The sequence below is a fragment of the Pseudomonas sp. TE50-2 genome, from assembly GCF_040813665.1.
GTDB classification, from domain to species: domain Bacteria; phylum Pseudomonadota; class Gammaproteobacteria; order Pseudomonadales; family Pseudomonadaceae; genus Aquipseudomonas; species Aquipseudomonas soli.
The window spans coordinates 4,401,662-4,426,165 of the sequence record NZ_JBFNXN010000001.1; the positions used below are offsets into that span (position 1 = coordinate 4,401,662).

16 protein-coding genes, 2 tRNA genes and 3 rRNA genes are annotated in these 24,504 nt (G+C 60.9%); 12 read left to right on the plus strand and 9 right to left on the minus strand.

The genetic code is table 11. The features are described from left to right. Window positions 1–33: 33 nt before the first annotated feature. The gene (locus AAHK21_RS20125) at window positions 34–1,110 is read right to left on the minus strand and encodes a diguanylate cyclase (protein WP_367858147.1); all 1,077 of its coding nucleotides are present in this window, start codon (window positions 1,108–1,110) and stop codon (window positions 34–36) included. Between the two features lie 125 nt (window positions 1,111–1,235). Between AAHK21_RS20125 and AAHK21_RS20130 the strand changes: the two genes are divergently transcribed. After that, entirely contained in the window at window positions 1,236–2,330 is a 1,095-nt protein-coding gene (locus AAHK21_RS20130) for an MBL fold metallo-hydrolase (RefSeq protein WP_367858148.1), read from the plus strand. Here the strand turns inward: AAHK21_RS20130 and AAHK21_RS20135 are convergent. Then, window positions 2,327–3,202 carry a formate/nitrite transporter family protein gene (locus AAHK21_RS20135; RefSeq protein ID WP_367858149.1) on the minus strand — a complete coding sequence of 292 codons (876 nt, stop codon included), beginning with the start codon at window positions 3,200–3,202 and terminating at the stop codon, window positions 2,327–2,329. The two genes, AAHK21_RS20130 and AAHK21_RS20135, sit on opposite strands and share 4 nt — an antisense overlap. Window positions 3,203–3,662: 460 nt before the next feature. On the opposite strand from AAHK21_RS20135, the gene AAHK21_RS20140 reads away from it, so the two are divergent. From AAHK21_RS20140 to AAHK21_RS20185, 10 genes are all read left to right on the plus strand, one after another. After that, window positions 3,663–5,199, plus strand: a 16S ribosomal RNA gene (locus AAHK21_RS20140). Between the two features lie 86 nt (window positions 5,200–5,285). Further along, a tRNA-Ile gene (locus AAHK21_RS20145) sits at window positions 5,286–5,362 on the plus strand. A gap of 38 nt (window positions 5,363–5,400) precedes the next feature. Next, window positions 5,401–5,476 (plus strand) — tRNA-Ala (locus AAHK21_RS20150). Window positions 5,477–5,723: 247 nt separating this feature from the next. Continuing rightward, window positions 5,724–8,617 (plus strand): 23S ribosomal RNA (locus tag AAHK21_RS20155). A gap of 137 nt (window positions 8,618–8,754) precedes the next feature. Then, window positions 8,755–8,870: ribosomal RNA gene (gene rrf / locus AAHK21_RS20160) — 5S ribosomal RNA — on the plus strand. The 16S, 23S and 5S rRNA genes sit together here with 2 tRNA genes alongside, the layout of an rRNA operon. Window positions 8,871–9,227: 357 nt before the next feature. Further along, window positions 9,228–10,871, plus strand: coding sequence for an acetolactate synthase large subunit (locus AAHK21_RS20165; protein ID WP_023629316.1), 1,644 nt, complete (start codon window positions 9,228–9,230; stop codon window positions 10,869–10,871). 164 nt (window positions 10,872–11,035) lie between these two features. Continuing rightward, window positions 11,036–11,590, plus strand: a complete 555-nt coding sequence (locus AAHK21_RS20170; protein WP_023629321.1) for a UPF0149 family protein — start codon at window positions 11,036–11,038, stop codon at window positions 11,588–11,590. 177 nt (window positions 11,591–11,767) lie between these two features. After that, entirely contained in the window at window positions 11,768–12,397 is a 630-nt protein-coding gene (locus AAHK21_RS20175; protein WP_046854507.1) for a glutathione S-transferase family protein, read from the plus strand. A gap of 18 nt (window positions 12,398–12,415) precedes the next feature. After that, complete coding sequence (locus tag AAHK21_RS20180; RefSeq protein WP_367858150.1) at window positions 12,416–14,431, plus strand: pyridoxamine 5'-phosphate oxidase family protein; 2,016 nt, start codon at window positions 12,416–12,418, stop codon at window positions 14,429–14,431. A gap of 46 nt (window positions 14,432–14,477) precedes the next feature. Next, window positions 14,478–15,377 carry a LysR family transcriptional regulator gene (locus tag AAHK21_RS20185; protein ID WP_046854509.1) on the plus strand — a complete coding sequence of 300 codons (900 nt, stop codon included), beginning with the start codon at window positions 14,478–14,480 and terminating at the stop codon, window positions 15,375–15,377. Window positions 15,378–15,545: 168 nt separating this feature from the next. On the opposite strand, the gene AAHK21_RS20190 is transcribed toward AAHK21_RS20185, so the two are convergent. From AAHK21_RS20190 to AAHK21_RS20205, 4 genes are all read right to left on the minus strand, one after another. After that, window positions 15,546–16,967, minus strand: coding sequence for a PLP-dependent aminotransferase family protein (locus AAHK21_RS20190; protein ID WP_367858151.1), 1,422 nt, complete (start codon window positions 16,965–16,967; stop codon window positions 15,546–15,548). A 17-nt stretch (window positions 16,968–16,984) separates the two neighbouring features. Next, window positions 16,985–18,415 (minus strand): transporter, encoded by a 1,431-nt coding sequence (locus tag AAHK21_RS20195; RefSeq protein WP_367858152.1) that lies wholly within the window; start codon window positions 18,413–18,415, stop codon window positions 16,985–16,987. A 288-nt stretch (window positions 18,416–18,703) separates the two neighbouring features. Then, window positions 18,704–20,008: a type II toxin-antitoxin system HipA family toxin gene (locus AAHK21_RS20200; protein WP_367858153.1), complete on the minus strand. Its 1,305-nt coding sequence runs from the start codon at window positions 20,006–20,008 to the stop codon at window positions 18,704–18,706. Further along, a complete protein-coding gene (locus AAHK21_RS20205) occupies window positions 20,005–20,382 on the minus strand; it encodes a helix-turn-helix domain-containing protein (RefSeq protein ID WP_367858154.1) in 378 nt (125 codons plus the stop codon). Before AAHK21_RS20205 ends, AAHK21_RS20200 begins: the two co-directional genes overlap by 4 nt. A gap of 400 nt (window positions 20,383–20,782) precedes the next feature. On the opposite strand from AAHK21_RS20205, the gene AAHK21_RS20210 reads away from it, so the two are divergent. After that, window positions 20,783–21,817 (plus strand): alpha/beta hydrolase family protein, encoded by a 1,035-nt coding sequence (locus AAHK21_RS20210; RefSeq protein ID WP_367858155.1) that lies wholly within the window; start codon window positions 20,783–20,785, stop codon window positions 21,815–21,817. 124 nt (window positions 21,818–21,941) lie between these two features. On the opposite strand, the gene AAHK21_RS20215 is transcribed toward AAHK21_RS20210, so the two are convergent. The 3 genes from AAHK21_RS20215 to AAHK21_RS20225 all read right to left on the minus strand — a co-directional run bounded on the left by AAHK21_RS20215 (window position 21,942) and on the right by AAHK21_RS20225 (window position 24,355). Further along, entirely contained in the window at window positions 21,942–22,976 is a 1,035-nt protein-coding gene (locus AAHK21_RS20215) for a nucleotidyl transferase AbiEii/AbiGii toxin family protein (RefSeq protein ID WP_367858156.1), read from the minus strand. After that, window positions 22,933–23,568 carry a DUF6088 family protein gene (locus tag AAHK21_RS20220; RefSeq protein WP_367858157.1) on the minus strand — a complete coding sequence of 212 codons (636 nt, stop codon included), beginning with the start codon at window positions 23,566–23,568 and terminating at the stop codon, window positions 22,933–22,935. Before AAHK21_RS20220 ends, AAHK21_RS20215 begins: the two co-directional genes overlap by 44 nt. Window positions 23,569–23,815: 247 nt before the next feature. Next, window positions 23,816–24,355, minus strand: a complete 540-nt coding sequence (locus AAHK21_RS20225; protein WP_367858158.1) for a Bro-N domain-containing protein — start codon at window positions 24,353–24,355, stop codon at window positions 23,816–23,818. Between the last annotated feature and the right edge of the window lie 149 nt (window positions 24,356–24,504).

Sequence of the window (24,504 nt, forward strand, 5' to 3'; positions counted from 1 at the left end):
ACTGCTGTCTGCGCCCGAGGCCTGGGCGAAGGTTCAGTCAGGATAGGCCAGCCTGAGCGTGGCGGCCTCGCCGCGAGCGAAATTGACCTGGTCGCGACCCTGGTGCTTGGCGGCATACAGGGCCTTGTCGGCCTGTTCCAGCCAATGCTCGGGCGAGGCGAGGTCGGGTCGAAAGTCGGCCAGGCCGATGCTCAGGCTGATGCGCAAGCCCGGCAAATGCGGGTTGCGGTAGGCGGCCACGCGTTCGCGCAGGCGCTCCATGGCCTGGCAGGCCTGGGCTTCGTGGGTGCCGGGAAGGATCACGCAGAACTCGTCGCCGCCATAGCGCCCGGCCAGGTCGTCCTCGCGCAGGGTGCGCTTGAGCTCCTGGCTGAGCTGGCGCAACACGCAGTCGCCGACCACATGGCCGTAGGTATCGTTGATGGTCTTGAAGTGGTCGATGTCGATCAGCGCAATGACCGCCGGCAGCCGTTGCTGCTGGCAGATCTGGAACTTGAGCAGCAGCAGGTCTTTCCACGAGCCATGGTTGAGCAGGCCGGTCAGGCTGTCGGTACGGCTCAGGGCGCTGAGGCGGCGCTTGTGTTCGGTCAGCTTGATCGCCAGCTGATAGCACACCCAGCCCAGGGCCAGGGGGTAGAAGGTCAGCATCGGCAGGCAGGCGAGGACCTGCAGCTGCGTGGCCTGTGTCTGCAGGCCGGTGCCGAGCAGCATGGTGGCCAGGAGCATGCCGCACAGCTGCGCCAGCAGGCCGCGCAGCAGCACGCGTTTGCCACCGGCGGCGACGTTGTTCATGGTCATCATCGACAGGATGGTGACGCTGGGTAGCGGGTTGAAGTGGATAGCCGCGGTCCAGAAACCGCCCATCAGCGAATCCAGCAGGATGTTGCGCTGCTCGGCCTGGTAGGGAGTGGCCGAGCGCAGGGCCCACTGGTAGGCCACGTGTGGCCAGACCAGGCCATTGACCAGCAGCAGGGCCCAGGCCCAGGGCGGTGGGTTCAGCGGGGCGATGGCGGCCATCACGCTGAACAGGCCGATTCCCAGGCCGATGATGCGCGGCAGGTAGATGCGCCTGACGAAAGAGAGCCCCTTGCCGCTGCGGTTGTCGATCATGGTTGTCGTTCTTCTGTGGAGCGCCGTTTATCGCATAAGTAATGTGAATATTGTTGAACAATCGTTCATCGGCGAAAAATGACCTTACAAGCCATTTCACGGTTGATCCGACCCTGTGGAGTAATATGAAGGCTTTCCTCTTTTGCGGAGTGCTGCTGCTCATGGTCCCCATGGCTATCCCCGCTGGCGAGCCGGCACCGCAGCGTGACGGACGCTTTCACAACCAGGTCGAACTGCCCAAGGATGGCGTGCTCAAGAAGCTGCGCATCGGCGTCAAGTACCTGTTGCTGCGCAAGCCGCCGCAAACCCGACCGGATGCGGCGCTGAACCTGCAGCCGATGACCCGCCAGCAGGTAGCTGACGCACCGGATCACAGCCTGTGGCGCCTCGGCCATTCCACCGTGCTGCTCAAGTTGCGCGGGCGCTTCTTCATTACCGACCCGGTGTTCGCCGAGCGCGCCTCGCCGGTGCAATGGGCCGGGCCGTTGCGCTTCCATGCGCCGCCGCTGGCGCTGAGCGACCTGCCGCCACTGACCGCGGTGATTCTCTCCCACGACCATTACGACCATCTGGATGAGCAGGCCATCCGCCAGCTGGCACCGCGCACCGAGCACTTCCTCGCACCGTTGGGCGTGGGGGACCTGCTCGTCGAGTGGGGCGTGCCGCCGGCCAAGGTGCGGCAACTGGACTGGTGGCAGGAAACCGAAGTCGAAGGGGTGCGCTTCGTCGCCACGCCTGCCCAGCATTTTTCCGGGCGCGGGCTGTTCGACAGCAACCGCAGGCTCTGGGCGTCCTGGGTGATGATCGACGAAGGGCTGCGGCTGTTCTTCAGCGGCGACACCGGTTATTTCGACGGTTTTCGTGAAATCGGCGAGCAGTATGGGCCGTTCGACCTGACCCTGATGGAGACTGGCGCCTATAACGTTGCCTGGCCGAATGTGCACATGCAGCCGGAGCAGACCCTGCAGGCGCACCTGGACTTGCGAGGCCGCTGGCTGTTGCCGATTCACAACGGCACCTTCGACCTGTCCATCCACGGTTGGCAGGAGCCCTTCGAGCGTATCCTGGCCCTGGCCAACGCCGCCCAGGTGCAACTAAGCACGCCGCAGATGGGCGAGCGGGTCAGCCTCGACTCGCCGCATCCTGGGCAGAACTGGTGGCGGCCACGGCCATTGCCGCAGCGGGGCAGGGGAGCCGAGCGGGCGGTCGCGGCGCGCTAGTCCTTTTTCGGCTTTTCATCCTTGAGCAATTGCGAAGGGGGCTTGCCGCTGTCGCTGCGTACCTGGGCGTGGCTGATCAGGGCAAAGATGAAGCTGCCGCCGATGATGTTGCCCGCCAGGGTGGGCAATGCGAAGTCGAGCCAGAACGCTTGCCAGGTTTCATCGCCGGCCCAGACCAGATACGACACTTCCACCGAGCCCACGACAATGTGGGTGAAGTCGCCCAGGGCCATCAGGTAGGTGATCACCAGGATGATCCAGATCTTGGCGTGCTCCATGGACGGGATCATCCAGACCATGGTGGCGATCATCCACCCGGAGACGATGCCTTTGGCGAACATCTGGCTGATGTCGTTGGTCATCACCTTACGGCCCACCTCAAGGAAGGCGACGTCGGTCTTGCTGTCGAAGATCGGCAGCTCGAGCATCACCCAGGCCACCAGCAGCGTGCCGGCCAGGTTGCCGAGCAGGACGACGCTCCACAGGCGCAGCAGCCGGCCGAGGTTGCTCAGGGTGGGTGTGGTCATCACCGGGAGCACGGCGGTCAGGGTGTTCTCTGTGAACAGTTGCTGGCGGGCGAGGATCACCGCCAGGAAGCCTGCGCTGTAGCCCAGGCTGGCGACCACTTGGGCGCTGTCGCCTTCGGGCAGGCGGGCATAGAACAGCCCCATGGCCATCAACGACAGGCCCATGGTCAGACCTGCCGCCAGCGCGGACCACCACAAGGCGGCGAGGGTGCGCTCCAGTTCCTGGTCGCCCTGGTAGCGGATGATCTCGTGCAAGACAGCCGCCCGCGGCGGCTGGTTGTGGCTGACTTCCTGCTCTTCGTCCGCCGATAGCCCCGGGGTCTTCTCATTCTGTGCATCGCTCATGGCAAAGCCGCTCCGCTTGCGTGTTTCTCTACAGAGCGGCAACCGTGGCGAATAGTTGCCGACGTGCCGCCGGATGGTGATCGAAAGTTTTTTCAGATCAAGGTGTTGACTCTGAAATCAAACCGCGTATTATTCGCCTCCTCGCAGCGTTGAACGCCACGAGGCAAGCGGTAAGTTGTTGAGGTGGAAGGTGTTTTGTAAGAAACGACTTCTGAAAAACTTCAAAATAAACGCTTGACAGCAAATGAGGAAAGCGTAGAATGCGCGCCTCGGTTGAGACGAAAAACTCTTAACCAAACGCTCTTTAACAAATTGAATCAAGCAATTCGTGTGGGTGCTTGTGAGTACGGACTGATAGTCGCCAAGATTATCAGCATCACAAGTGGCCATGCGAGAAATCACATAGTCATTTGAGATTGCTGAGCCAAGTTTAGGGTTTCTTAAAAACCCAAGCAGTATTGAACTGAAGAGTTTGATCATGGCTCAGATTGAACGCTGGCGGCAGGCCTAACACATGCAAGTCGAGCGGATGACGGGAGCTTGCTCCTTGATTCAGCGGCGGACGGGTGAGTAATGCCTAGGAATCTGCCTGGTAGTGGGGGACAACGTTTCGAAAGGAACGCTAATACCGCATACGTCCTACGGGAGAAAGCAGGGGACCTTCGGGCCTTGCGCTATCAGATGAGCCTAGGTCGGATTAGCTAGTAGGTGAGGTAATGGCTCACCTAGGCGACGATCCGTAACTGGTCTGAGAGGATGATCAGTCACACTGGAACTGAGACACGGTCCAGACTCCTACGGGAGGCAGCAGTGGGGAATATTGGACAATGGGCGAAAGCCTGATCCAGCCATGCCGCGTGTGTGAAGAAGGTCTTCGGATTGTAAAGCACTTTAAGTTGGGAGGAAGGGCAGTAAGTTAATACCTTGCTGTTTTGACGTTACCGACAGAATAAGCACCGGCTAACTCTGTGCCAGCAGCCGCGGTAATACAGAGGGTGCAAGCGTTAATCGGAATTACTGGGCGTAAAGCGCGCGTAGGTGGTTCGTTAAGTTGGATGTGAAAGCCCCGGGCTCAACCTGGGAACTGCATCCAAAACTGGCGAGCTAGAGTATGGTAGAGGGTGGTGGAATTTCCTGTGTAGCGGTGAAATGCGTAGATATAGGAAGGAACACCAGTGGCGAAGGCGACCACCTGGACTGATACTGACACTGAGGTGCGAAAGCGTGGGGAGCAAACAGGATTAGATACCCTGGTAGTCCACGCCGTAAACGATGTCAACTAGCCGTTGGAATCCTTGAGATTTTAGTGGCGCAGCTAACGCATTAAGTTGACCGCCTGGGGAGTACGGCCGCAAGGTTAAAACTCAAATGAATTGACGGGGGCCCGCACAAGCGGTGGAGCATGTGGTTTAATTCGAAGCAACGCGAAGAACCTTACCAGGCCTTGACATGCAGAGAACTTTCCAGAGATGGATTGGTGCCTTCGGGAACTCTGACACAGGTGCTGCATGGCTGTCGTCAGCTCGTGTCGTGAGATGTTGGGTTAAGTCCCGTAACGAGCGCAACCCTTGTCCTTAGTTACCAGCACGTTATGGTGGGCACTCTAAGGAGACTGCCGGTGACAAACCGGAGGAAGGTGGGGATGACGTCAAGTCATCATGGCCCTTACGGCCTGGGCTACACACGTGCTACAATGGTCGGTACAGAGGGTTGCCAAGCCGCGAGGTGGAGCTAATCTCACAAAACCGATCGTAGTCCGGATCGCAGTCTGCAACTCGACTGCGTGAAGTCGGAATCGCTAGTAATCGCAAATCAGAATGTTGCGGTGAATACGTTCCCGGGCCTTGTACACACCGCCCGTCACACCATGGGAGTGGGTTGCACCAGAAGTAGCTAGTCTAACCTTCGGGAGGACGGTTACCACGGTGTGATTCATGACTGGGGTGAAGTCGTAACAAGGTAGCCGTAGGGGAACCTGCGGCTGGATCACCTCCTTAATCGAAGACATCAGCCTGCTGATGAGCTCCCACACGAATTGCTTGATTCATTGTGTAAAGACGATGCTGTAACGCGACCCTGTTATAGGTCTGTAGCTCAGTTGGTTAGAGCGCACCCCTGATAAGGGTGAGGTCGGCAGTTCAAATCTGCCCAGACCTACCAATTACTTGGTGCGGCCATGATGTAGGCTAGAGATACACGGGGCCATAGCTCAGCTGGGAGAGCGCCTGCCTTGCACGCAGGAGGTCAGCGGTTCGATCCCGCTTGGCTCCACCACTCTTTCAGGTTTCGCAGCACTGCTCAGAACTTAGAAATGAACATTCGGTGATGAATGTTGATTTCTGACTTTTGTCAGATCGTTCTTTAAAAATTCGGATATGTGATAGAAATAGACTGAATGCCAGTTTCACTGCTGGTTATTCAGGCTAAGGTAAAATTTGTGAGTTCTGCTCAGTAATGAGCGAAATGCGAATTTTCGGCGAATGTCGTCTTCACAGTATAACCAGATTGCTTGGGGTTATATGGTCAAGTGAAGAAGCGCATACGGTGGATGCCTTGGCAGTCAGAGGCGATGAAAGACGTGGTAGCCTGCGATAAGCTTTGGGGAGTCGGCAAACAGACTGTGATCCAGAGATCTCTGAATGGGGGAACCCAGCCAGCACAAGCTGGTTATCTTGTACTGAATACATAGGTGCAAGAGGCGAACCAGGGGAACTGAAACATCTAAGTACCCTGAGGAAAAGAAATCAACCGAGATTCCCTTAGTAGTGGCGAGCGAACGGGGACCAGCCCTTAAGCTGGTTTGAGATTAGTGGAACGCTCTGGAAAGTGCGGCCATAGTGGGTGATAGCCCCGTACACGAAAATCTCTTGCCAGTGAAATCGAGTAGGACGGAGCACGAGAAACTTTGTCTGAACATGGGGGGACCATCCTCCAAGGCTAAATACTACTGACTGACCGATAGTGAACCAGTACCGTGAGGGAAAGGCGAAAAGAACCCCGGAGAGGGGAGTGAAATAGAACCTGAAACCGTATGCGTACAAGCAGTGGGAGCCTACTTTGTTAGGTGACTGCGTACCTTTTGTATAATGGGTCAGCGACTTATATTCAGTGGCGAGCTTAACCGAATAGGGGAGGCGTAGCGAAAGCGAGTCTTAATAGGGCGCTTTAGTCGCTGGGTATAGACCCGAAACCGGGCGATCTATCCATGGGCAGGTTGAAGGTTAGGTAACACTGACTGGAGGACCGAACCGACTACCGTTGAAAAGTTAGCGGATGACCTGTGGATCGGAGTGAAAGGCTAATCAAGCTCGGAGATAGCTGGTTCTCCTCGAAAGCTATTTAGGTAGCGCCTCATGTATCACTGTAGGGGGTAGAGCACTGTTTCGGCTAGGGGGTCATCCCGACTTACCAAACCGATGCAAACTCCGAATACCTACAAGTGCCGAGCATGGGAGACACACGGCGGGTGCTAACGTCCGTCGTGAAAAGGGAAACAACCCAGACCGTCAGCTAAGGTCCCAAAGTCATGGTTAAGTGGGAAACGATGTGGGAAGGCTTAGACAGCTAGGAGGTTGGCTTAGAAGCAGCCACCCTTTAAAGAAAGCGTAATAGCTCACTAGTCGAGTCGGCCTGCGCGGAAGATGTAACGGGGCTCAAACCATGCACCGAAGCTACGGGTATCATCTTATGATGATGCGGTAGAGGAGCGTTCTGTAAGCCTGTGAAGGTGAGTTGAGAAGCTTGCTGGAGGTATCAGAAGTGCGAATGCTGACATGAGTAACGACAATGCGAGTGAAAAACTCGCACGCCGAAAGACCAAGGTTTCCTGCGCAACGTTAATCGACGCAGGGTTAGTCGGTCCCTAAGGCGAGGCTGAAAAGCGTAGTCGATGGAAAACAGGTTAATATTCCTGTACTTCCAGTTATTGCGATGGAGGGACGGAGAAGGCTAGGCCAGCTTGGCGTTGGTTGTCCAAGTTTAAGGTGGTAGGCTGAGATCTTAGGCAAATCCGGGATCTTAAGGCCGAGAGCTGATGACGAGTGCTCACTAGAGCGCGAAGTGGTTGATGCCATGCTTCCAAGAAAAGCTCCTAAGCTTCAGATAACTGGGAACCGTACCCCAAACCGACACAGGTGGTTAGGTAGAGAATACCAAGGCGCTTGAGAGAACTCGGGTGAAGGAACTAGGCAAAATGGCACCGTAACTTCGGGAGAAGGTGCGCCGGTGAGGGTGAAGCACTTGCTGCGTAAGCCCACGCCGGTCGAAGATACCAGGCCGCTGCGACTGTTTATTAAAAACACAGCACTCTGCAAACACGAAAGTGGACGTATAGGGTGTGACGCCTGCCCGGTGCCGGAAGGTTAATTGATGGGGTTAGCGCAAGCGAAGCTCTTGATCGAAGCCCCGGTAAACGGCGGCCGTAACTATAACGGTCCTAAGGTAGCGAAATTCCTTGTCGGGTAAGTTCCGACCTGCACGAATGGCGTAACGATGGCGGCGCTGTCTCCACCCGAGACTCAGTGAAATTGAAATCGCTGTGAAGATGCAGTGTATCCGCGGCTAGACGGAAAGACCCCGTGAACCTTTACTATAGCTTTGCACTGGACTTTGAGCTTGCTTGTGTAGGATAGGTGGGAGGCTTTGAAGTGGGGACGCCAGTTCTCATGGAGCCATCCTTGAAATACCACCCTGGCAACCTTGAGGTTCTAACTCAGGTCCGTTATCCGGATCGAGGACAGTGTATGGTGGGTAGTTTGACTGGGGCGGTCTCCTCCCAAAGAGTAACGGAGGAGTACGAAGGTGCGCTCAGACCGGTCGGAAATCGGTCGTAGAGTATAAAGGCAAAAGCGCGCTTGACTGCGAGACACACACGTCGAGCAGGTACGAAAGTAGGTCTTAGTGATCCGGTGGTTCTGTATGGAAGGGCCATCGCTCAACGGATAAAAGGTACTCCGGGGATAACAGGCTGATACCGCCCAAGAGTTCATATCGACGGCGGTGTTTGGCACCTCGATGTCGGCTCATCACATCCTGGGGCTGAAGCCGGTCCCAAGGGTATGGCTGTTCGCCATTTAAAGTGGTACGCGAGCTGGGTTTAGAACGTCGTGAGACAGTTCGGTCCCTATCTGCCGTGGACGTTTGAGATTTGAGAGGGGCTGCTCCTAGTACGAGAGGACCGGAGTGGACGAACCTCTGGTGTTCCGGTTGTCACGCCAGTGGCATTGCCGGGTAGCTATGTTCGGAAGAGATAACCGCTGAAAGCATCTAAGCGGGAAACTTGCCTCAAGATGAGATCTCACTGGAGCCTTGAGCTCCCTGAAGGGCCGTCGAAGACTACGACGTTGATAGGTTGGGTGTGTAAGCGCTGTGAGGCGTTGAGCTAACCAATACTAATTGCCCGTGAGGCTTGACCATATAACACCCAAGCAATTTGCGCTGAGGCCAAATTGCGGTGGTGAAGACGAAACGAACCGAAAGTTCGCGACGAACCACAAATATCGCATATCCGAATTGGCTGGCATGTCTGCAAGGACGTACTGGCAACCGAATTTCTTGACGACCATAGAGCATTGGAACCACCTGATCCCATCCCGAACTCAGCAGTGAAACGATGCATCGCCGATGGTAGTGTGGGGTTTCCCCATGTGAGAGTAGGTCATCGTCAAGATTCATTTCGCAAAACCCCTATCTGCGCGAGCAGGTAGGGGTTTTGTCTTTGTGCCCGGAAAAATCTGTGGGGCTGGCTTGCCGGCGATGCGCCGCGTCAGCGGCGCTCTCTATGGCTGATTGGCTTCATCGCAGACATCCCTGCGTTCACCGCAAATATCCTTTGCTCATCGACTACCTCACACCGCCTCGTCACAGGTGCGACAATATTGCCGTCACATTAAGTGACTTCCCCGCACCTACCCTGCGTCAAGGCTTAGGTTCGGGGCAATCCTGGCACCCGGACCGAGCGATGCCAGCGTACCGTGCTGCGCATTTCTGGACTTTCACCGTCCTATTACTTGAGGTTAGAAGCAAGATGGCCAAGGCCGCCGATGTCGTTGTGCAATGCCTGGAAAACGAAGGTGTCGAGTATGTGTTCGGCATTCCTGGTGAGGAAAACCTCGACCTGCTCGAGTCCCTGCGCAAGTCGAAGATCAAGCTGGTACTGACCCGCCACGAACAGTCTGCGGGCTTCATGGCCGCCACCTATGGCCGCCTGACCGGCAAGACCGGCGTCAGCCTGTCGACCCTCGGCCCTGGCGCGACCAACCTGGTGACCGCCAGCGCCTACGCCTACCTGGGCGGCATGCCGATGATGATGATTACCGGCCAGAAGCCGATCAAGAAGTCCAAGCAAGGCCGCTTCCAGATCATCGACGTGTGCGGCATGATGGACCCCATCACCAAGTACACCCACCAGTTCGCTTCGGCCGACAACATCCCTGCGCGCATGCGTGAAGCCTTCCGCTTGGCCGAGGAAGAAAAACCGGGCGCCGTGCACCTGGAACTGCCGGAAGACATCGCCGCCGAGCAGACCGACGCCCTGCCGATCCCGCGCAGCCTGCACCGTCGTCCGCTGGCCGAGCACGTGGCCATCGAAGCCGCCGTGCAGAAACTGCAGAACGCCCGTAACCCGATCCTGGTGATCGGCGCCGGTGCCAACCGCAAGATGACCGCCAAGGTCCTCAAGCAACTGATCGACAAGACCGGCATCCCGTTCATCACCACCCAGATGGGTAAAGGTGTGGTCGACGAGCGCCACCCGCGCTTCCTGGGCAACGCCGCGCTGTCCTCCGGCGATTTTGTACATCGTGCGGTTGAAGCCGCCGACCTGATCGTCAACATCGGCCACGACGTGATCGAGAAACCACCGTTCTTCATGGTCCGTGGCGGTACCGAAGTGATCCACGTGAGCTTCCGTTCGGCCGAGGTGGATGCCGTGTACTTCCCGCAGGTGGAAGTGATCGGCGACATCGCCAACGCCGTGTGGCAGATCAGCGAAGCGCTGACCGACACCAGCCACTGGGACTTCACCCGCCTGATGGCCATCCGCGAAGCCAACGAAGCGCAGATCGCCGAAGGCGCCGACGACAACCGCTTCCCGGTCTACCCGCAGCGCATGGTTGCCGACATCCGTCGCGCCCTGCCGTCCGAAGGCATCGTCGCCCTGGACAACGGCATCTACAAGATCTGGTTCGCCCGCAACTACAAGGCGCACAAGCCCAACACCGTGCTGCTGGACAACGCCCTGGCGACCATGGGCGCCGGCCTGCCATCGGCCATGGCCTCGCACCTGGTCTACCCGGATCGCCCGGTGATCTCGGTCTGCGGCGACGGCGGCTTCATGATGAACAGCCAGGAGCTGGAAACGGCAGTTCGCTTAGGGATGCACATCACCGTGGTGATCCTGCGTGACGACGGCTACGGCATGATCCGCTGGAAGCAGGCCAACATGGGCTTCACCGATTTCGGCCTGGACTACGGCAACCCGGACTTCGTCAAATACGCCGAAGCCTACGGTGCCAATGGCCACCGCGTGGAGAGCGCCGAAGGCTTCCTGCCGCTGCTCGAACACTGCATCAAGACCCCTGGCGTGCACGTGATCGACTGCCCGGTCGACTACAGCGAGAACGACCGCATCCTCAACAGCGAGCTGCGTGAGCGCGCGCTGGCGGTCTAAACCGTAGCACCCTCATCGCGGGGCAAGCCCGCTCCCACGTTGTGCAAGAACAACGTGGGAGCGGGCTTGCCCCGCGATCGTTTTATTGACGCGGTGAATGCCTGCGCCGCTTTTCCCATGTGTTAGGGTGCACCCATATTTTGTTTCCTCAGGACTCCTACCCCATGCTCCCCGCGCTCAGCGAAAAAGAACTCGACCGCCTCGAAGACCTGCTGATCACCTACGGCAACGATTATTCGGTACTCAACCTCGCCGAGCTCAACGGTTTCTTCACTGCTCTGGCCAGCTCCCCCAACAAGGTCAACCCTGAGCAGTGGCTGCCTTCTGTCGCCGGTGGCAAGGTGCCCAAGTTCAAGAAGCCTGCCCATGAAGAAGCGTATACCGCGCTGATGCTGCGTTATGCCAGCCAGGTGGCCGAAGAGTTGGCCACTGATCTCGAGGGCTTCGAACCGATGTTCGAAGAGGGCGAGAGTGAAGAGGGCCCGGCGATCATTCTCGAGGAGTGGTGCTTCGGCTACATGCGCGGCACGCAAGTGGCCGAGTGGAGCGAGCTGCCGCCAGAGCAGGATCGTCTGCTCAAGGCCATTTCGCTGCATGGGCTGGAAGACAACTTCGAGCTGCTCGACTCGATGAGCTTCGATGAGCGCCAGGCCTGTGTACCGCTGGTGGTCGAGGCGGCGCGGGGGTTGTACCAGTACCAGAAACAGCACCGGCATTGATGACGTCATCGCGGGGCAAGTCGCATCGGCGCACCGCCGCTCCCACAAACGAACAATGCTGATTATTCCACTTGCCGAAATACTGGATTGCTCCCAGCACTGATTCTGCTGCCAGTCGATCCAGTGCAGCATGTCCTCCAGCAGCGCCACTCCCGGCGCTGACCTGGAGCCCCGCACATGCCAAGCCCGATCAAGCTCTACAACTTCCCCAAGTCCGGCCACGCCCACCGTATCGAGCTGATGCTGTCACTGCTCGAACTGCCTACCGAGCTGGTATTCGTCGACCTGGCCAAGGGTGAACACAAGCAGCCCGAGTTCCTCGCCATCAACCCCTTCGGCCAGGTGCCGGTGATCGATGACAACGGCATCGTCATCGCTGACTCCAACGCCATCCTCGTTTATCTGGCCAAGGCTTATGGCGGCGAGCGCTGGTTGCCCGAGGATCCGGTCGGCGCCGCCCGCGTACAACGCTGGCTGTCGGTTGCCGCAGGCCCGCTGGCCTTCGGCCCGGCCGCCGCGCGCCTGGTGACTGTATTCGGCGCCTCGTTCAACACCGACGAAGTGATTGGCCGCGCCCATACCCTGCTCAAGGTGATCGACGCCGAACTGGCCAAGGGCCCGTTCCTGGTAGGTGACCAGGCGACCATCGCCGATATCGCCAACTACTCGTACATCGCCCATGCCCCCGAAGGCAATGTGTCGCTGGAGCCGTACGCAAATGTGCGTGCCTGGCTGGCCCGGATCGAGGCGCTGCCGGGCTTCGTGCCGATGCCACGCACTGTCATCGGTTTACAGACCACGCTCTGAACCCAGAGGAATGCCGCCATGCGATCGCCCTGGCATGCAGGTGAAAAACGGCTGCAGGAGCAAGTCGGTGTTGCTGAGCGCATGGAGGTGTTCGGCCAGAAGGTCATCCGCGACTTCATGCCCGACCAGCATCGCGCGTTCTACCAGCAGTTGCCGTTCCTGGTGGCCGCTGCCGTGGATGCCGCTGGCACCCCTTGGGCGACGCTGCTCGAAGGCGCGGAAGGCTTCGTCAGCTCGCCCGATCCCCGGCAACTGCTGATCGGCGCCGCGCCTGCCGCTGATGACCCGGCCACGCCGGGCCTGGTGGATGGCGGTGCCATTGGCTTGCTGGGGATCGAGCTGCATACCCGGCGCCGCAACCGGCTCAATGGCCTGATCCGTCGGGCAGGCACCGGTCAGCTGGAGGTGGGGGTCGAGCAGTCGTTCGGCAATTGCCCCCAGTACATCCAGCTGCGCGAATACACCCGCGTCGATGAACCGCCGCAGGCGCGTCGGGATTCATCGGCACTCGATGCCGCGTCCCGCGCGATGATCGAAAACGCCGATACCTTCTTTGTCGCCAGCTACGTCGAGCAGGAAAACGGCCAACGTGCCGTGGACGTGTCTCACCGCGGTGGCCGGCCCGGTTTCGTCAGGGTCGAAGGCAATCGCCTGACCATCCCCGACTATGCCGGCAATCTGCATTTCAATACCCTCGGCAACTTGCTGGTCAACCCGGTTGCCGGCCTGTTGTTCGTCGACTTCACCTCGGGCGATGTGCTGCAGGTTTCAGGGCGAACCGAGGTGATTCTCGACAGCCCGCTGATCAGCGCTTTCGAGGGGGCCGAGCGGATCTGGACCCTGGACATCGAGCAGGTGGTGATTCGCCCGGCTGCCGTGTCGTTGCGCTGGGCCTTCCAGGAGTACGCCCCCACCAGCCTGATGACCGGTACCTGGAGTGAAGCCGAAGAGCGCCTGCAACAGCGTGAGCGCCAGCGCCAATGGCTGACCTGGCGCGTGCTGCGTATCGAGCAGGAAAGCCGCGATATCCGGTCGTTCTACCTGCAACCCGAGGAGGGCACGGCGGTGGCCTTCGCGCCCGGCCAGCATATTCCCGTGCGCTTGCAGGTTGATGGAGAGGCACCGCTGATCCGCACCTACAGCCTGTCCAGCGCACCGTCCGATGGCCACCTGCGTATCAGCGTCAAGGCGCAGGGGCCTGCCTCACACTATCTGCACCAGCAACTGAAGGTCGGCGACACTTTGCAGGTGCGCCTGCCCATGGGCAGCTTCACCCTCGATCACACCAGCGACCGCCCCCTCGTGCTGGTTGGGGCGGGCGTCGGCATCACCCCGTTGATCGCCATGCTGCGCGAGCAACTGGCCTTGGGGCTGGGGCGGCGCATCTACCTGTTCCACGGTGGCCGTACGCTGGCCGACCTACCGTTCCAGCAAGAGCTTGCCGAACTCCAGCAGCACGCCGGTGGCCTGCTGAGCATTCACCGCGCCTTGAGCCTGCCCGAACCCCAAGCCGTGCAGGGCCGCGACTACGCCTTCGCCAGCCGCCTGGGAATCGAGCAGATCAAGGCCACGCTGCCACTGGACGACTACGACTTCTACCTGTGTGGCCCGGCCAGCTTCACACAGGATCTCTACGAGGGGCTGCGCACGGTGCATGTCCCCGACGCCCGCATCCATGCCGAAGCCTTCGGCCCTTCGACCCTGCGCCGCCATACCGACGACAACCAGCCCACGCTGCAACAACCGCCGCCTGCCAGCGAGCCGGTACCGGTGTACTTCGCCAGCTCCGCCAAGGAGGCACGCTGGGCACCCGGTGGCGGCACCTTACTGGAACTGGCGGAGAGCCGCGGCCTGTCGCCGGACTTCAGTTGCCGCGGTGGCTCCTGCGGCACCTGCAAGACCAAGCTGGTCAGCGGCCAGGTCCACTACCCGAACCCGCCCGCCGAACTGCCCGAAGCCGGTAGCGTGCTGATCTGCTGCGCGATTCCGGCCCAGGCCGAGGACGGTGCGCAAGCTGTGGTGCTGGAGCTCTAGCGTGCGCACAGGGATAATCGCCCCACGACAACGCGTGGGGCGCGGCATGGACCAGATCCACCTGATGAAAGTGTTCGTGGCCGTCGGCGAGCTGGAAAGCTTCGCCGCCGCCGCCCGCCGCCTGGCCATCTCGCCAGCGGCGGTGACTCGCGCTGTCAGCGCCCTGGAGGAGCAGCTCGGGGTCAAGCTGCTGCTGCGTACCACCCGCAGCGTGCGCCTGACCGAGGCCGGCGGGCGCTATCTGGAAGACACCCGGCATATCCTCGCCAGCATTATCGAAGCCAACGAAGCCGCTGCCGGCATCAATGCCGCGCCCAAGGGCGACCTGGCGGTGACCGCGCCGATCCTGTTCGGCAAGAAGTTCGTCATGCCCTGCATCGTGCGCTACCTGCAGCAGTACCCCGAGGTGGACGTCTCGGCGTTCTTCCTCGACCGCGTGGTGAACCTGGTGGAAGAGGGCATGGACGTGGCCGTGCGCATCGGCCAGTTGCCCGACTCGGGCCTGAAGGCGCTGCGGGTGGGCAAGATGCGCCGGCTGCTGTGCGCCTCGCCCGAATACCTGGAGCGTCATGGCACGCCGCGGCATCCCTCGGAGTTGCAGAAGCACGAGGTCATTGCCGCCGGGACGCTGTCACCTCGCACCGACTGGCGTTTCGGCGCCATCGACGACCCGACGCTGATCCGCATGAAGCCGCGCCTGACCGTGACCAGCAACGACGCCGCCATCGCCGCGGCCAGTGCCGGGCTGGGGATCGCCCGGCTGCTGTCGTACCAGGTGGCGGATGAGGTCGCGGCCGGGCGCTTGCAGGTGATCCTGGCCGAGTACGAGGAGGCGCCCTGGCCGATCCATATCCTGCATCGCGAGAGCAAGTACGGGTCGACCAAGGTACGTACCTTCATCGACATGCTGGCCGAGCATCTGCGTAGCCATGCGCACCTGAGCTGACTCGATAATTTCAGTCAGATAACGTGACAGGGGCCGCTTTGCGGCCCATCGCCGGCAAGCCGGCTCCCACAGGTAATGTGCAGGCTTGAGGAATTGCGCGGTGCCTGTGGGAGCCGGCTTGCCGGCGATGGGCTGCGTAGCAGCCCCATTGACGTAAACTGACTGATATCAGCCTTGTCCCGCCTGCTGTGCGCATTCCGCCAGCGCTCTCAACCCGCCCATCACCTCCGGTGTAATCACCCGCCCAAGGCACACCCGCAGCCCCGTGCCACAGTCCCCATCGGCAAAGAACATCCCGCTGTCGCCCACCTTGCATCCGCGCTCGGCGGCAAGCTCTCGCAATACCGCCATATCCGTCCCTTCCGGCAATTCGAGCCAGTGGATGAATCCTCCAGCAGGCGCCACATACCGCGTCCCCGGCGCAAACTCCGAGCGCACCAGCGTCTCCATCACCTCGGCCTGCACCGCCAGCCGCCCACGCAGCTTCGCGCAATGTGCCTCCATGTACCCGCGGCCGATGAACTCGTCCAGCACGCGCTGGGCCAGGCTCGACACCGCCAGGTTGCGCGAGAACAGCTGGGCCAGGATCGCGTCCCGATAACGCCCGGCCACGCACCATCCCACCCGGTAGCCCGGTGCCACGGTCTTGGAGAACGACGAGCAGTAGATCGTCTGCCCGGTCGTGTCGTAGTGCTTGATCGCCTTCGGGCGCTGCGCCTCGTCCACCAGGTCGAAGAAAATGTCGTCCTCGATGATCGGCACATCCTCCGCCTGCGTCAGGCGCGATAGCTCGGCCCGCGCGGCGTCGGGCATGATGAAGCCGCGAGGGTTCTGCAGCGTCGGGTTGAGGAAGACCACATCGACCTTCTTGCGTTTCAGCGCCCATGCCAGGTGGTCGAGGTCCATGCCGCTGCCCGCGTGGGTGCGCATGGGCAGGGCGCGCATGCCCAGGCGTTCGATGGTCTGCAGGATGCCGTAGTAGGTGGGGGTCTCGATGGCCACCGTGGCGCCCGGCCGGGCCACGGCCTCGAGGGCCAGCTCCAGGGCCACGGTGTCGCCCGAGGTCACCAGGATTTCATCCGGGCCGCAGGCCACGCCGCGCTGCAGCATCAGCCCGGCAATACGTCGGCGCAGCGAGGGCAGGCCAGGCGGGGCGATCAAGCCGGCCAGCGGCTGATCGGCCTTGCTGGCCAGGGTCGTCAGGCACTTGTTCAGCAGCACCTGGGGCGTGAGTTCGTCGTGCAGTACCGCCGAGCTCAACGACAACCCGCCGTTGCTGGCGGCCTGGGCGAGCATGGCGACCACCGCGTGGTTGACGTTGACGCTGACACTGGCGAGGTCAAAGCCCTGCACCTGGGCCGCGCCCTTGGCGACGAAATATCCCACCCGGGGCGTGGCCTGCACATAGGCATTGGCCTCCAGCTCCGCCAGGGCCCGTTGCACCGTGGCCAGGCTGCTGTCGAACAGCCGCGCCAGCTCGCGCACCGAGGGCAGTTGCGTGCCGGTGGGCCATTCGCCGCTGTCGATCTGGCGCAGCAGCCAGGTGTTGACGGTGTGCCAGCGTTTGTCGGGCTTGGGGGTGCTGTCCATGGGGGCCTTGGGTCGTGTCAGGCGGGGGCTCCGGAAAGGTAGAGCAAAACCACGCCGGTTGCAGCCACGATGACGATGTTCAGCAGCACCAGGGCAAAGCCGAAGCGGATCAGCCCGTGCTCTTCCTCGCGGTTGGCCCCGGCCAGCCCGATGATCAGCGACAGGATCGACAGCGAGCCCAGCGCGCCATGCCCGGCGGCGCTGTTGACCATCGCCGCCAGCCACGGGCCGTGGACCGTGGACAGCGCCGCGATGGAGGGCATCACCAGCGTGTTGCCGCCGACATTGGAGCCGGTGACATAGCCGGCCAACCCCGCCAGCAGCGACACCGTCGAGGCCAGCGACACCCCGGACAGCGCCTGCAACGCCCGTTGCGCCTCGACCAGGAAGCCGGCCTTGACCATCACCTGGGACAGCAGCAGGAACAGGAAGATCGTCGCCACCGGAAACCGCGCCCGAGTGACCAGCGCCTGCCACGGGAAGCCCGCGCCCTGGCGGCCGACCATCATCAGCACCACCAGCAGCAAGGCCAGCCCCGGCGACGCCAGCGGCTTCCACGACACATTGGCGCCGTGTACCACCCACAGCCCGTCCCAGCCCGACAACAGGAACAACGCCCGCGATGCGATGATCACCGCCAACAGGGCCAGGTAAGGCCACGCGGCCTGCGGCCAGCGCACCAGTGCCCCGCGCCGCGCCCAGGAGATACCCAGGCCGACCGCGGCCACTGCAAGCCCGGCCAGCACACCCGAGGCCTCCGGCCCGATCCAGCGGTTGACTGCATACAGCACTGTGCTGAACAGCAGCGAGATCAATCCCAGCCCGAGCCATGCCCGAACACTACGAACACCCGCCAGGCCCAACGCCACGGCGGCCAGGCAGAGGAACACAGGAGCGCTCATCAATGCCGAATGGCTGCCCAGCTCCTGCGCCGGTACATGCGCCAGCAACGCGCCGATCACCGTCGCCAGCCCAAGCGTGCCCCAAGGCATCACCACCATGCCGGCCAACGCCATCTTCATTCCCACCTGGCGCGAGAACAGCCCCATCAACAGCGGCACGGTAGCGATCAGCGATACGCCGAACCCGGTCATCGCCTCCAGCAGCGGCGCCAGGCCCAGCACGATGAAGATCACCTGCATCGGCGGCGTCCAGCCCAGCTCGCGCACCCAGGCGCCAATCGCCTGCGGCGCGCCGGCGCGCTCGACCAGGATGACGAAGGCCAGGCCCGGGACGATCACGCAGGCGGTACTGAGGAACAGGATCAGCGTATCTTGCAGGATCGCGCCGGACACGGCCGTCGACAGCGGCTGCGCGGCGCCCAGGCCCCACAGCAGCAGGACACCGGCCACGCCGGCCAGCGCGGCTTGCACGGGCGGACGTCGCAGCAGCAGGATCAGCGCGATCACCAGGCCTATGGGGGACATTTGCAGCAGCAGGGCAGCCATGATGCGGGTTCCTTTAGCCATCCGGGGGAGTGTGGAAGGGATGGTGGAGGGAAGGGCGAGTCTGCAATAGATACAGGGGGGCTGGGTTTTTCAATACAGCTCTGGCGGCTAGCGAGGAGCGGCACTCGGTCCTGCGTTTGCAGCGATGGAAATCCGCGCTACGCTTAATTATTAACTCGCCCATGACCACGTTCGACAGGATTTCCTGTCTTTAACTTTAGATGCCAATTTGTGGTGTGGGCGAGCCTATTTGCTTCATGTCTCAAGGGGATCGCAGACGATCTTCGTTCACAGCCCCTCTCCAAGGTACAGGCGATGAACTTCGCCGATCCGCTTACTGGCGGTGGCGGGTACTCCGGCCTCTGTGGCAAAACGCGGCCACTGAGCGACGGCTTCACAGACGTCCTTGATGATCCCTCGTGCATCCATCCCCCGGACCTGGCTGGCCACGCTCAACAAATCGTCGAGGGTGAAGTCGTCGCGTTTGCCGTTCACGGTCATCTGGTGGCTATCGACCCAGAAGCTGCCAGGTAGGTAGGAGTAGGATACGTCATACGCCGGCGTGAGGTACCAGGTGCCGTCGGTGTCCATCATGAAGGCCGTGTTCTTGGTGTGGTCGTCCTGGTTACGTGCCACCAGGTTGAACACCATGCGGCGGTAGAACTGTTCGGCGCCGTCGCGGGAAATCCGCAGTGTGCGCATCACCCCGAAGGCCTCGGCATAGGAGTATTGGCCAGGCTTGCGGAAGTCGGCGTGGTCGAGTGCACACAAGGTCGCGACGTGGATCTTTTCACCTTCTTTCGTGCGGTCGAAGCGCCGGGTCATGAAGTGAGCGCGTCCACCTTCCTCCAGCAATCGGCACTCGGTCATGGTGATGCCGGCCGCCTTGGCCATCAGGTGGTAGGCGTACTCGATGCGCCCGTAGCCTTGTGAGTCAGCCAGCACGGTCGAATCCTTGGCTACGTCGAACTTGAGCAACCAGTACTCGAAGCCCGGCGGCGCGGTGACCTGGCCCGAACGGATCTCGCCTTCGGCATTCATGGCGATCACCGCCTTGGCCCGGGCGCCGCCCGCGCTGGTACCGACTTGGATGAGGTGCTGCAGGGCGCTGTCGTCCAGCGACGGGTCCTTGGCATCCAGGCGCTCGGCGATCGACTCGCGTTCGGACAACACCTCGCTGGCCAGGCGCACCAGTGCATCGATCTGGAGGCTCTCCCCCTTGTCCCGCTCGGTGGCCATCGCCGGGCGATACTCCAGGGCGCCCATGCCGCGCTTGCCCTGGTAAAGCAGGCGTTCGACCGGGGTGAATGTTGCCTTGTCACGCCCCTGCTGGGCCAGCCAGGCATCGATCAGCGCGTTGCCGAAATCATCGGGCAGGGAGTCGGCGAGGATCGAGGGCAGGCCCTTGAAGGTTTCGCGGTCCAGCCCCTGGAATACGTAGGTGTAGTCCTGGCGCAACGGCATATGGACCGGCGAGATCTCAAGGCCCGTCCTGACGAACTCGGGGGTGTATTCGAACTCCCCGGTCTGGGTCTGCGTGTTCCAGTTGAGCGCGCCTACATACACACCCCAGAGATAGATCCGTGCAATCACCAGCTGTCATCCTTGTCGGGTTTCGGGCCACCAATGAGCGTGGGCTTGCCGATAGGCGTCCTGATTCCATGTTCAGGCGCCGGCGGTGTAGCCCGTGTGACTCTCGCCCGCATCCGCTGCTTGCCCTGCATTTTTGCCAGTTGCACGGGGCTGGTCCTGACGTCCTCGATGAGCGAGGCGAGGCGATCAAGCTCTCCCAGCACTCGCAAGACGGCAATCACGTTCACCAGGGTGCCTTTGCCTGCCGTGAGCTTGCGGTAGGTCTCCCGGGAAACCCCGGCTTCATGGGCGACGATGTCCTGGCCAATATTACGCTTCAGGCGGATCGCCTCAATGCGTTGGCCGATCTCGTTGGCGATCGCGTCGTCAGTCATTGATATGGCTTTCATAACGCCTGGGATCCTGTGCTTTAAAGACGATTATTGGCCTCTTTGCCTAGGATTCTAGTCTCAGTAAGATTCGCTTCAAAGGAAATTTTCAGCTCAACACAAAGACTAAATTTCTAGGCGTTAAGTGGCTATTTTGATATTTTTGCCAATAATTCTAGGCGCTAAGCGATATTGGTTTTCACGGGTGTATTGCAGCATCTTGTTTACGACATTTCGTTTCGCGAAGGACGGGTTATCGCCCCGAGCGTCCCGAAGTGACCAGGTCTGCCAGCATTGGTGTGGCCTACCAATGGCGTTTTACGGGCATATCGCGACGACGGCTGATATGTTTCTCAGGCACCGTATCGCGTCCAATCGGCGCTGATCCTTTCAAGGAAGAAAAACAATGAAAACAATGCTCGGCGTCTTGTTTCTTACCTGCCTGAACCTACCTGCCTTCGCGGGCGATATCCCCATCGGTTTCCAGGCCTCTACGCTCTCGGACGGGCACAATGATCGCCCGTTGGAGCTGGTTGTCTGGTACCCGAGCACAACCACGGCCACGCCACAGTTGATCGCGGATACGCCGGTGTTTGTCGGTGACCTCGCTGTGCGTGATGCGCCACCGGCCCCAGGCGCGCATCCGATGGTGGTGCTTTCCCACGGTTTTCGCGGTAACTGGGGCAACCAGTCATGGCTGGCCAGTGCGCTCGTTCAGCAGGGTTATATAGTGGCGGCGGTCAACCACCCCGGCACGACCACCCGCAATCGCGACCCTGAAGCCGCTGCCCAGTTGTGGCAGCGCCCCCTCGACCTGCGACGGGCCATTGATGCCGTCCTGGCTCAGCCGGATCGGTTTGGGGCAGTGGCGAAGCAACAGATTGCAGTGGTGGGGCATTCACTGGGTGGTTGGACCGCACTGGAAATCGCCGGGTCGCGGTTCGATCCCGAGCGGTTTGCCCAGGACTGCAAGGCCCATCCGCAGCTGGCCAGTTGTGGCGTCTACAAACAGGCCAACCCTGACACGGCAGCGCAAGCCCGGCTGGGTGGCGACCTGAGCGACAAACGTGTAACGGCCATCGTGACCCTGGATCTGGGCCTGTCACGTGGCATGACCACTGAAAGCCTGGCAGCGTTGCCGGTGCCGGCACTGGTGATCGCGGCGGGCGCACCTTCTGAAGAGCTCCCGGCACGGTTGGAGTCCGCCGACTTGGCCAAGCGCTTGCCCCCGGTGACCAGTCGCTATGTCGAGATCAAGGACGCCAGCCACTTCAGCTTCTTGTCGATGTGCAAACCTGGTGCGGTGGCGTTGCTTGAAGAGGACGCGCCAGGCGATGGCGTCATTTGCCGGGATGGTGAGAATGCTCGGCCGCGGGCGTTGATCCAGCAGCAGGTTGTTTCGTTGATTACCGCGTTTCTGGGGCAGTCATTTCGTAGCTGACGAGGGCGGGAGATTGCACAGCCCCATTCTGGGAGCAACTGTCTAGCAGGGTATTCATAGCTTACGTTCGCCCCTGTAGGAGCGGCCTTGTGCCGCGAAAGGGCCGCAAAGCGGCCCAATTTGCTTAACGGCCAGCTCGCACAGCCCGCCGCGCAATGTGATTGATTTCATCCTGCAGCCCGCTCAACTCACTCAGCACGTGCTGCAATCCAACACCCTCCTCGTAAAACATCCCGGCAGCGGTCATCGCTTCGAAGTCAGTCTGCAATCGCTCCAGATTGCCGCCATCGGGAACCAGGTTCAGTTCTCCTTCCAGGCAGCGTTCATAGTGCGTGGTGCTGCTTCGATAGAAGGTGTTCTTCAGGTCGATCACATCACTCAACAAGGCCATGTCCGTCTTGGCCCTGGTCCCGCATTCATGACGCGCCAGCATTGCCAAGTCATACCAGTGCCGGGAGTAGCGGTTGATCCCCTCGGGCAATGGCTTGTTGCAGGCCGCATGAATCAGCGTGGCTTTCTCCCAGAACGTTCGCTCTGCTGCCAGCACCACCACGTCAGCCTGCGGGAAACTCACTGCCGGGATCATCGAGGCAATATCCGGGCGAATGGTGAAAACCGCGTTGGGGTCGATGATGTTCCGCCCACCGAACTCGATCAGCACGTGATCCTTGAGATAGCCGCCACGGGCGCTGGCGCGGGAGGGGTATTGCACCTCCATCCGTTCGCCGTCCCAACTCAGGTTGATGGCACATTCGCCAGCGCATGCCAACGAATCCAGCTGGTGCTGGAGGTAAGGCTTGAGCACGTGATGGGTGTAGCGTCGCACATCGTCGCGCAAGCTTTCGGCAAACCGGTTTCGAAAGCGGCCACCATGGCTCAGCAGTTCAGCCAGTGACCAGCTTGGGGAGAAGCTACGGTAGTCGAGGGTTATATCGACATCCTCGGAGAACCGGTTGATCGCCGAATAGACCTTGGACAATGACGTCCCGCCCTTGAACGCCATGGGCTTGTGATCCGGCATGCGAAACAGCTGGTCGAGCAGGAAGGTCAGCCAGATGTCCTTTTCCAGAATGGCGGCGGAGCGATGTGAGGCTGCGGCGGCGGCCTCGAGGATTTCACGTTGGGCTGTTGCGGGAAGATTCAGGTAGCAGTCGTTCATGGAGCATCCCTTGCGCGTTACGGAGTACCTCTCGCATCCATGCAGGCATCCGACTGGACAGTAATCTGGAGATCTCCGCCGTGCTGAGCCGCGCCAGGATCGCTTCGGCCGTGGCCACGTTCAGCTTGCCCTTGCCGATGTAGAACAGCGCACACAATGCCAAGCCCACCTGGGTGCCTGCCCATTGCAGCTTGTCTGGCGAGACGTGCCGCAGATGGACAACCGCGTCCCCGACCCGGATATCGCGGGTGGTGCCGCTGGTGTAGTAGGTGGGGCGTACCTGCATCTGCGTACTGAGCCTGAACAGGCGCACCGCCTCCGAGCCATGGACCTGGATGGTTTCGCCCCTGGCCTTGGCGATGACCATCATCACCGTCGTCGGGCTGGGCCGCACCTTGCCCACGTAGGGGCTGGCCTTCGGGCGCATGTACACCCCGCGCGCGACCCGCTCCAACGTACCCGCCTGGACGAGGCGGGACAGCGCCTTGTCCACCGACGCCCGCGACCCCGCCTCGATAAAGCGATCAATCGTGAACGGCTTGCCCTTGGGCAGGTACTTGATATGGCTGGCAATCGATTCCGCTACGGACACGGAGACCTCCATCGTAGTCAGAAAAAGTTGAATAGTTTCTGACATAGGAATGAACGCTAGGCCTTAATTTTAGCTGTGTCCAAGCAGAAAACGTAAGTGGATGATGCGGATCGCAGAGAGCGCTATTTCCCAGACTGCCATAGCCCCCTGTAGGAGCGGCACAAGGCCGCTCCTACAGAGACCGCGCAAGGCTTGAGGTTGAATGGGGCCTGTCCCGCGACGCCGGGCCGCAATACACACGGGGTTCCTAATCCCCCACCCCATGCAACCGCAACGCCCGCTGCGCACAGGCCTTCCAGCTCAGCTTGCGCCGCTCGGGCACCACCACGGGCACTTCCGCCGCCATCACCACCGGCACATCCCGCATCCGTACCCAAGGCTCGCTCTGCCAATACAACAGACTCGCCGTCTGCCCACCCGGCCAGCACATCCTGCCCAGGCGCGGCAGGTCGTCCAGCGCCGCGTCCTGCCCATCGCGCAGCACCGCCACCACCTCGTGGGTCAGCCAGTGCCGCAGGTGGCGGTTTTCCGGAATGTGATGATGGGCCAGCAGGGTGTAGGCCCCGGATTCGCTGACCATGGTGGTCTCGCCGTACCGGCCGTAGCGCAGCAACTGCACGGTGCGATGCTGGTCCGGGTCGAGCTTGCGGATGCAGTGTTCGTCGAAGAAGCGCCCGGTCATCCGGCCGAGTTCGTGGGCGCAGAACCAGGCTTGGGATTCAAGCCAGAGGGTGTGGAGGGGGCGGTTGTGGCGGGTGAAGAGGGTGGAGTCGTGGAGGTCAGTCATGGCTGGCCTCCTGGATTTTGAAGCGTTCTAGGCAGGCGGGACGCATCTGCGAGAGGCCTGCGAGTGCTCGACTCGATAGGCATTTCCTTTACCTCCGTGCGTGGTCAGCATTCTTAAGGCTGGGGTGTCGGGAGCTAAGAAACCTACAC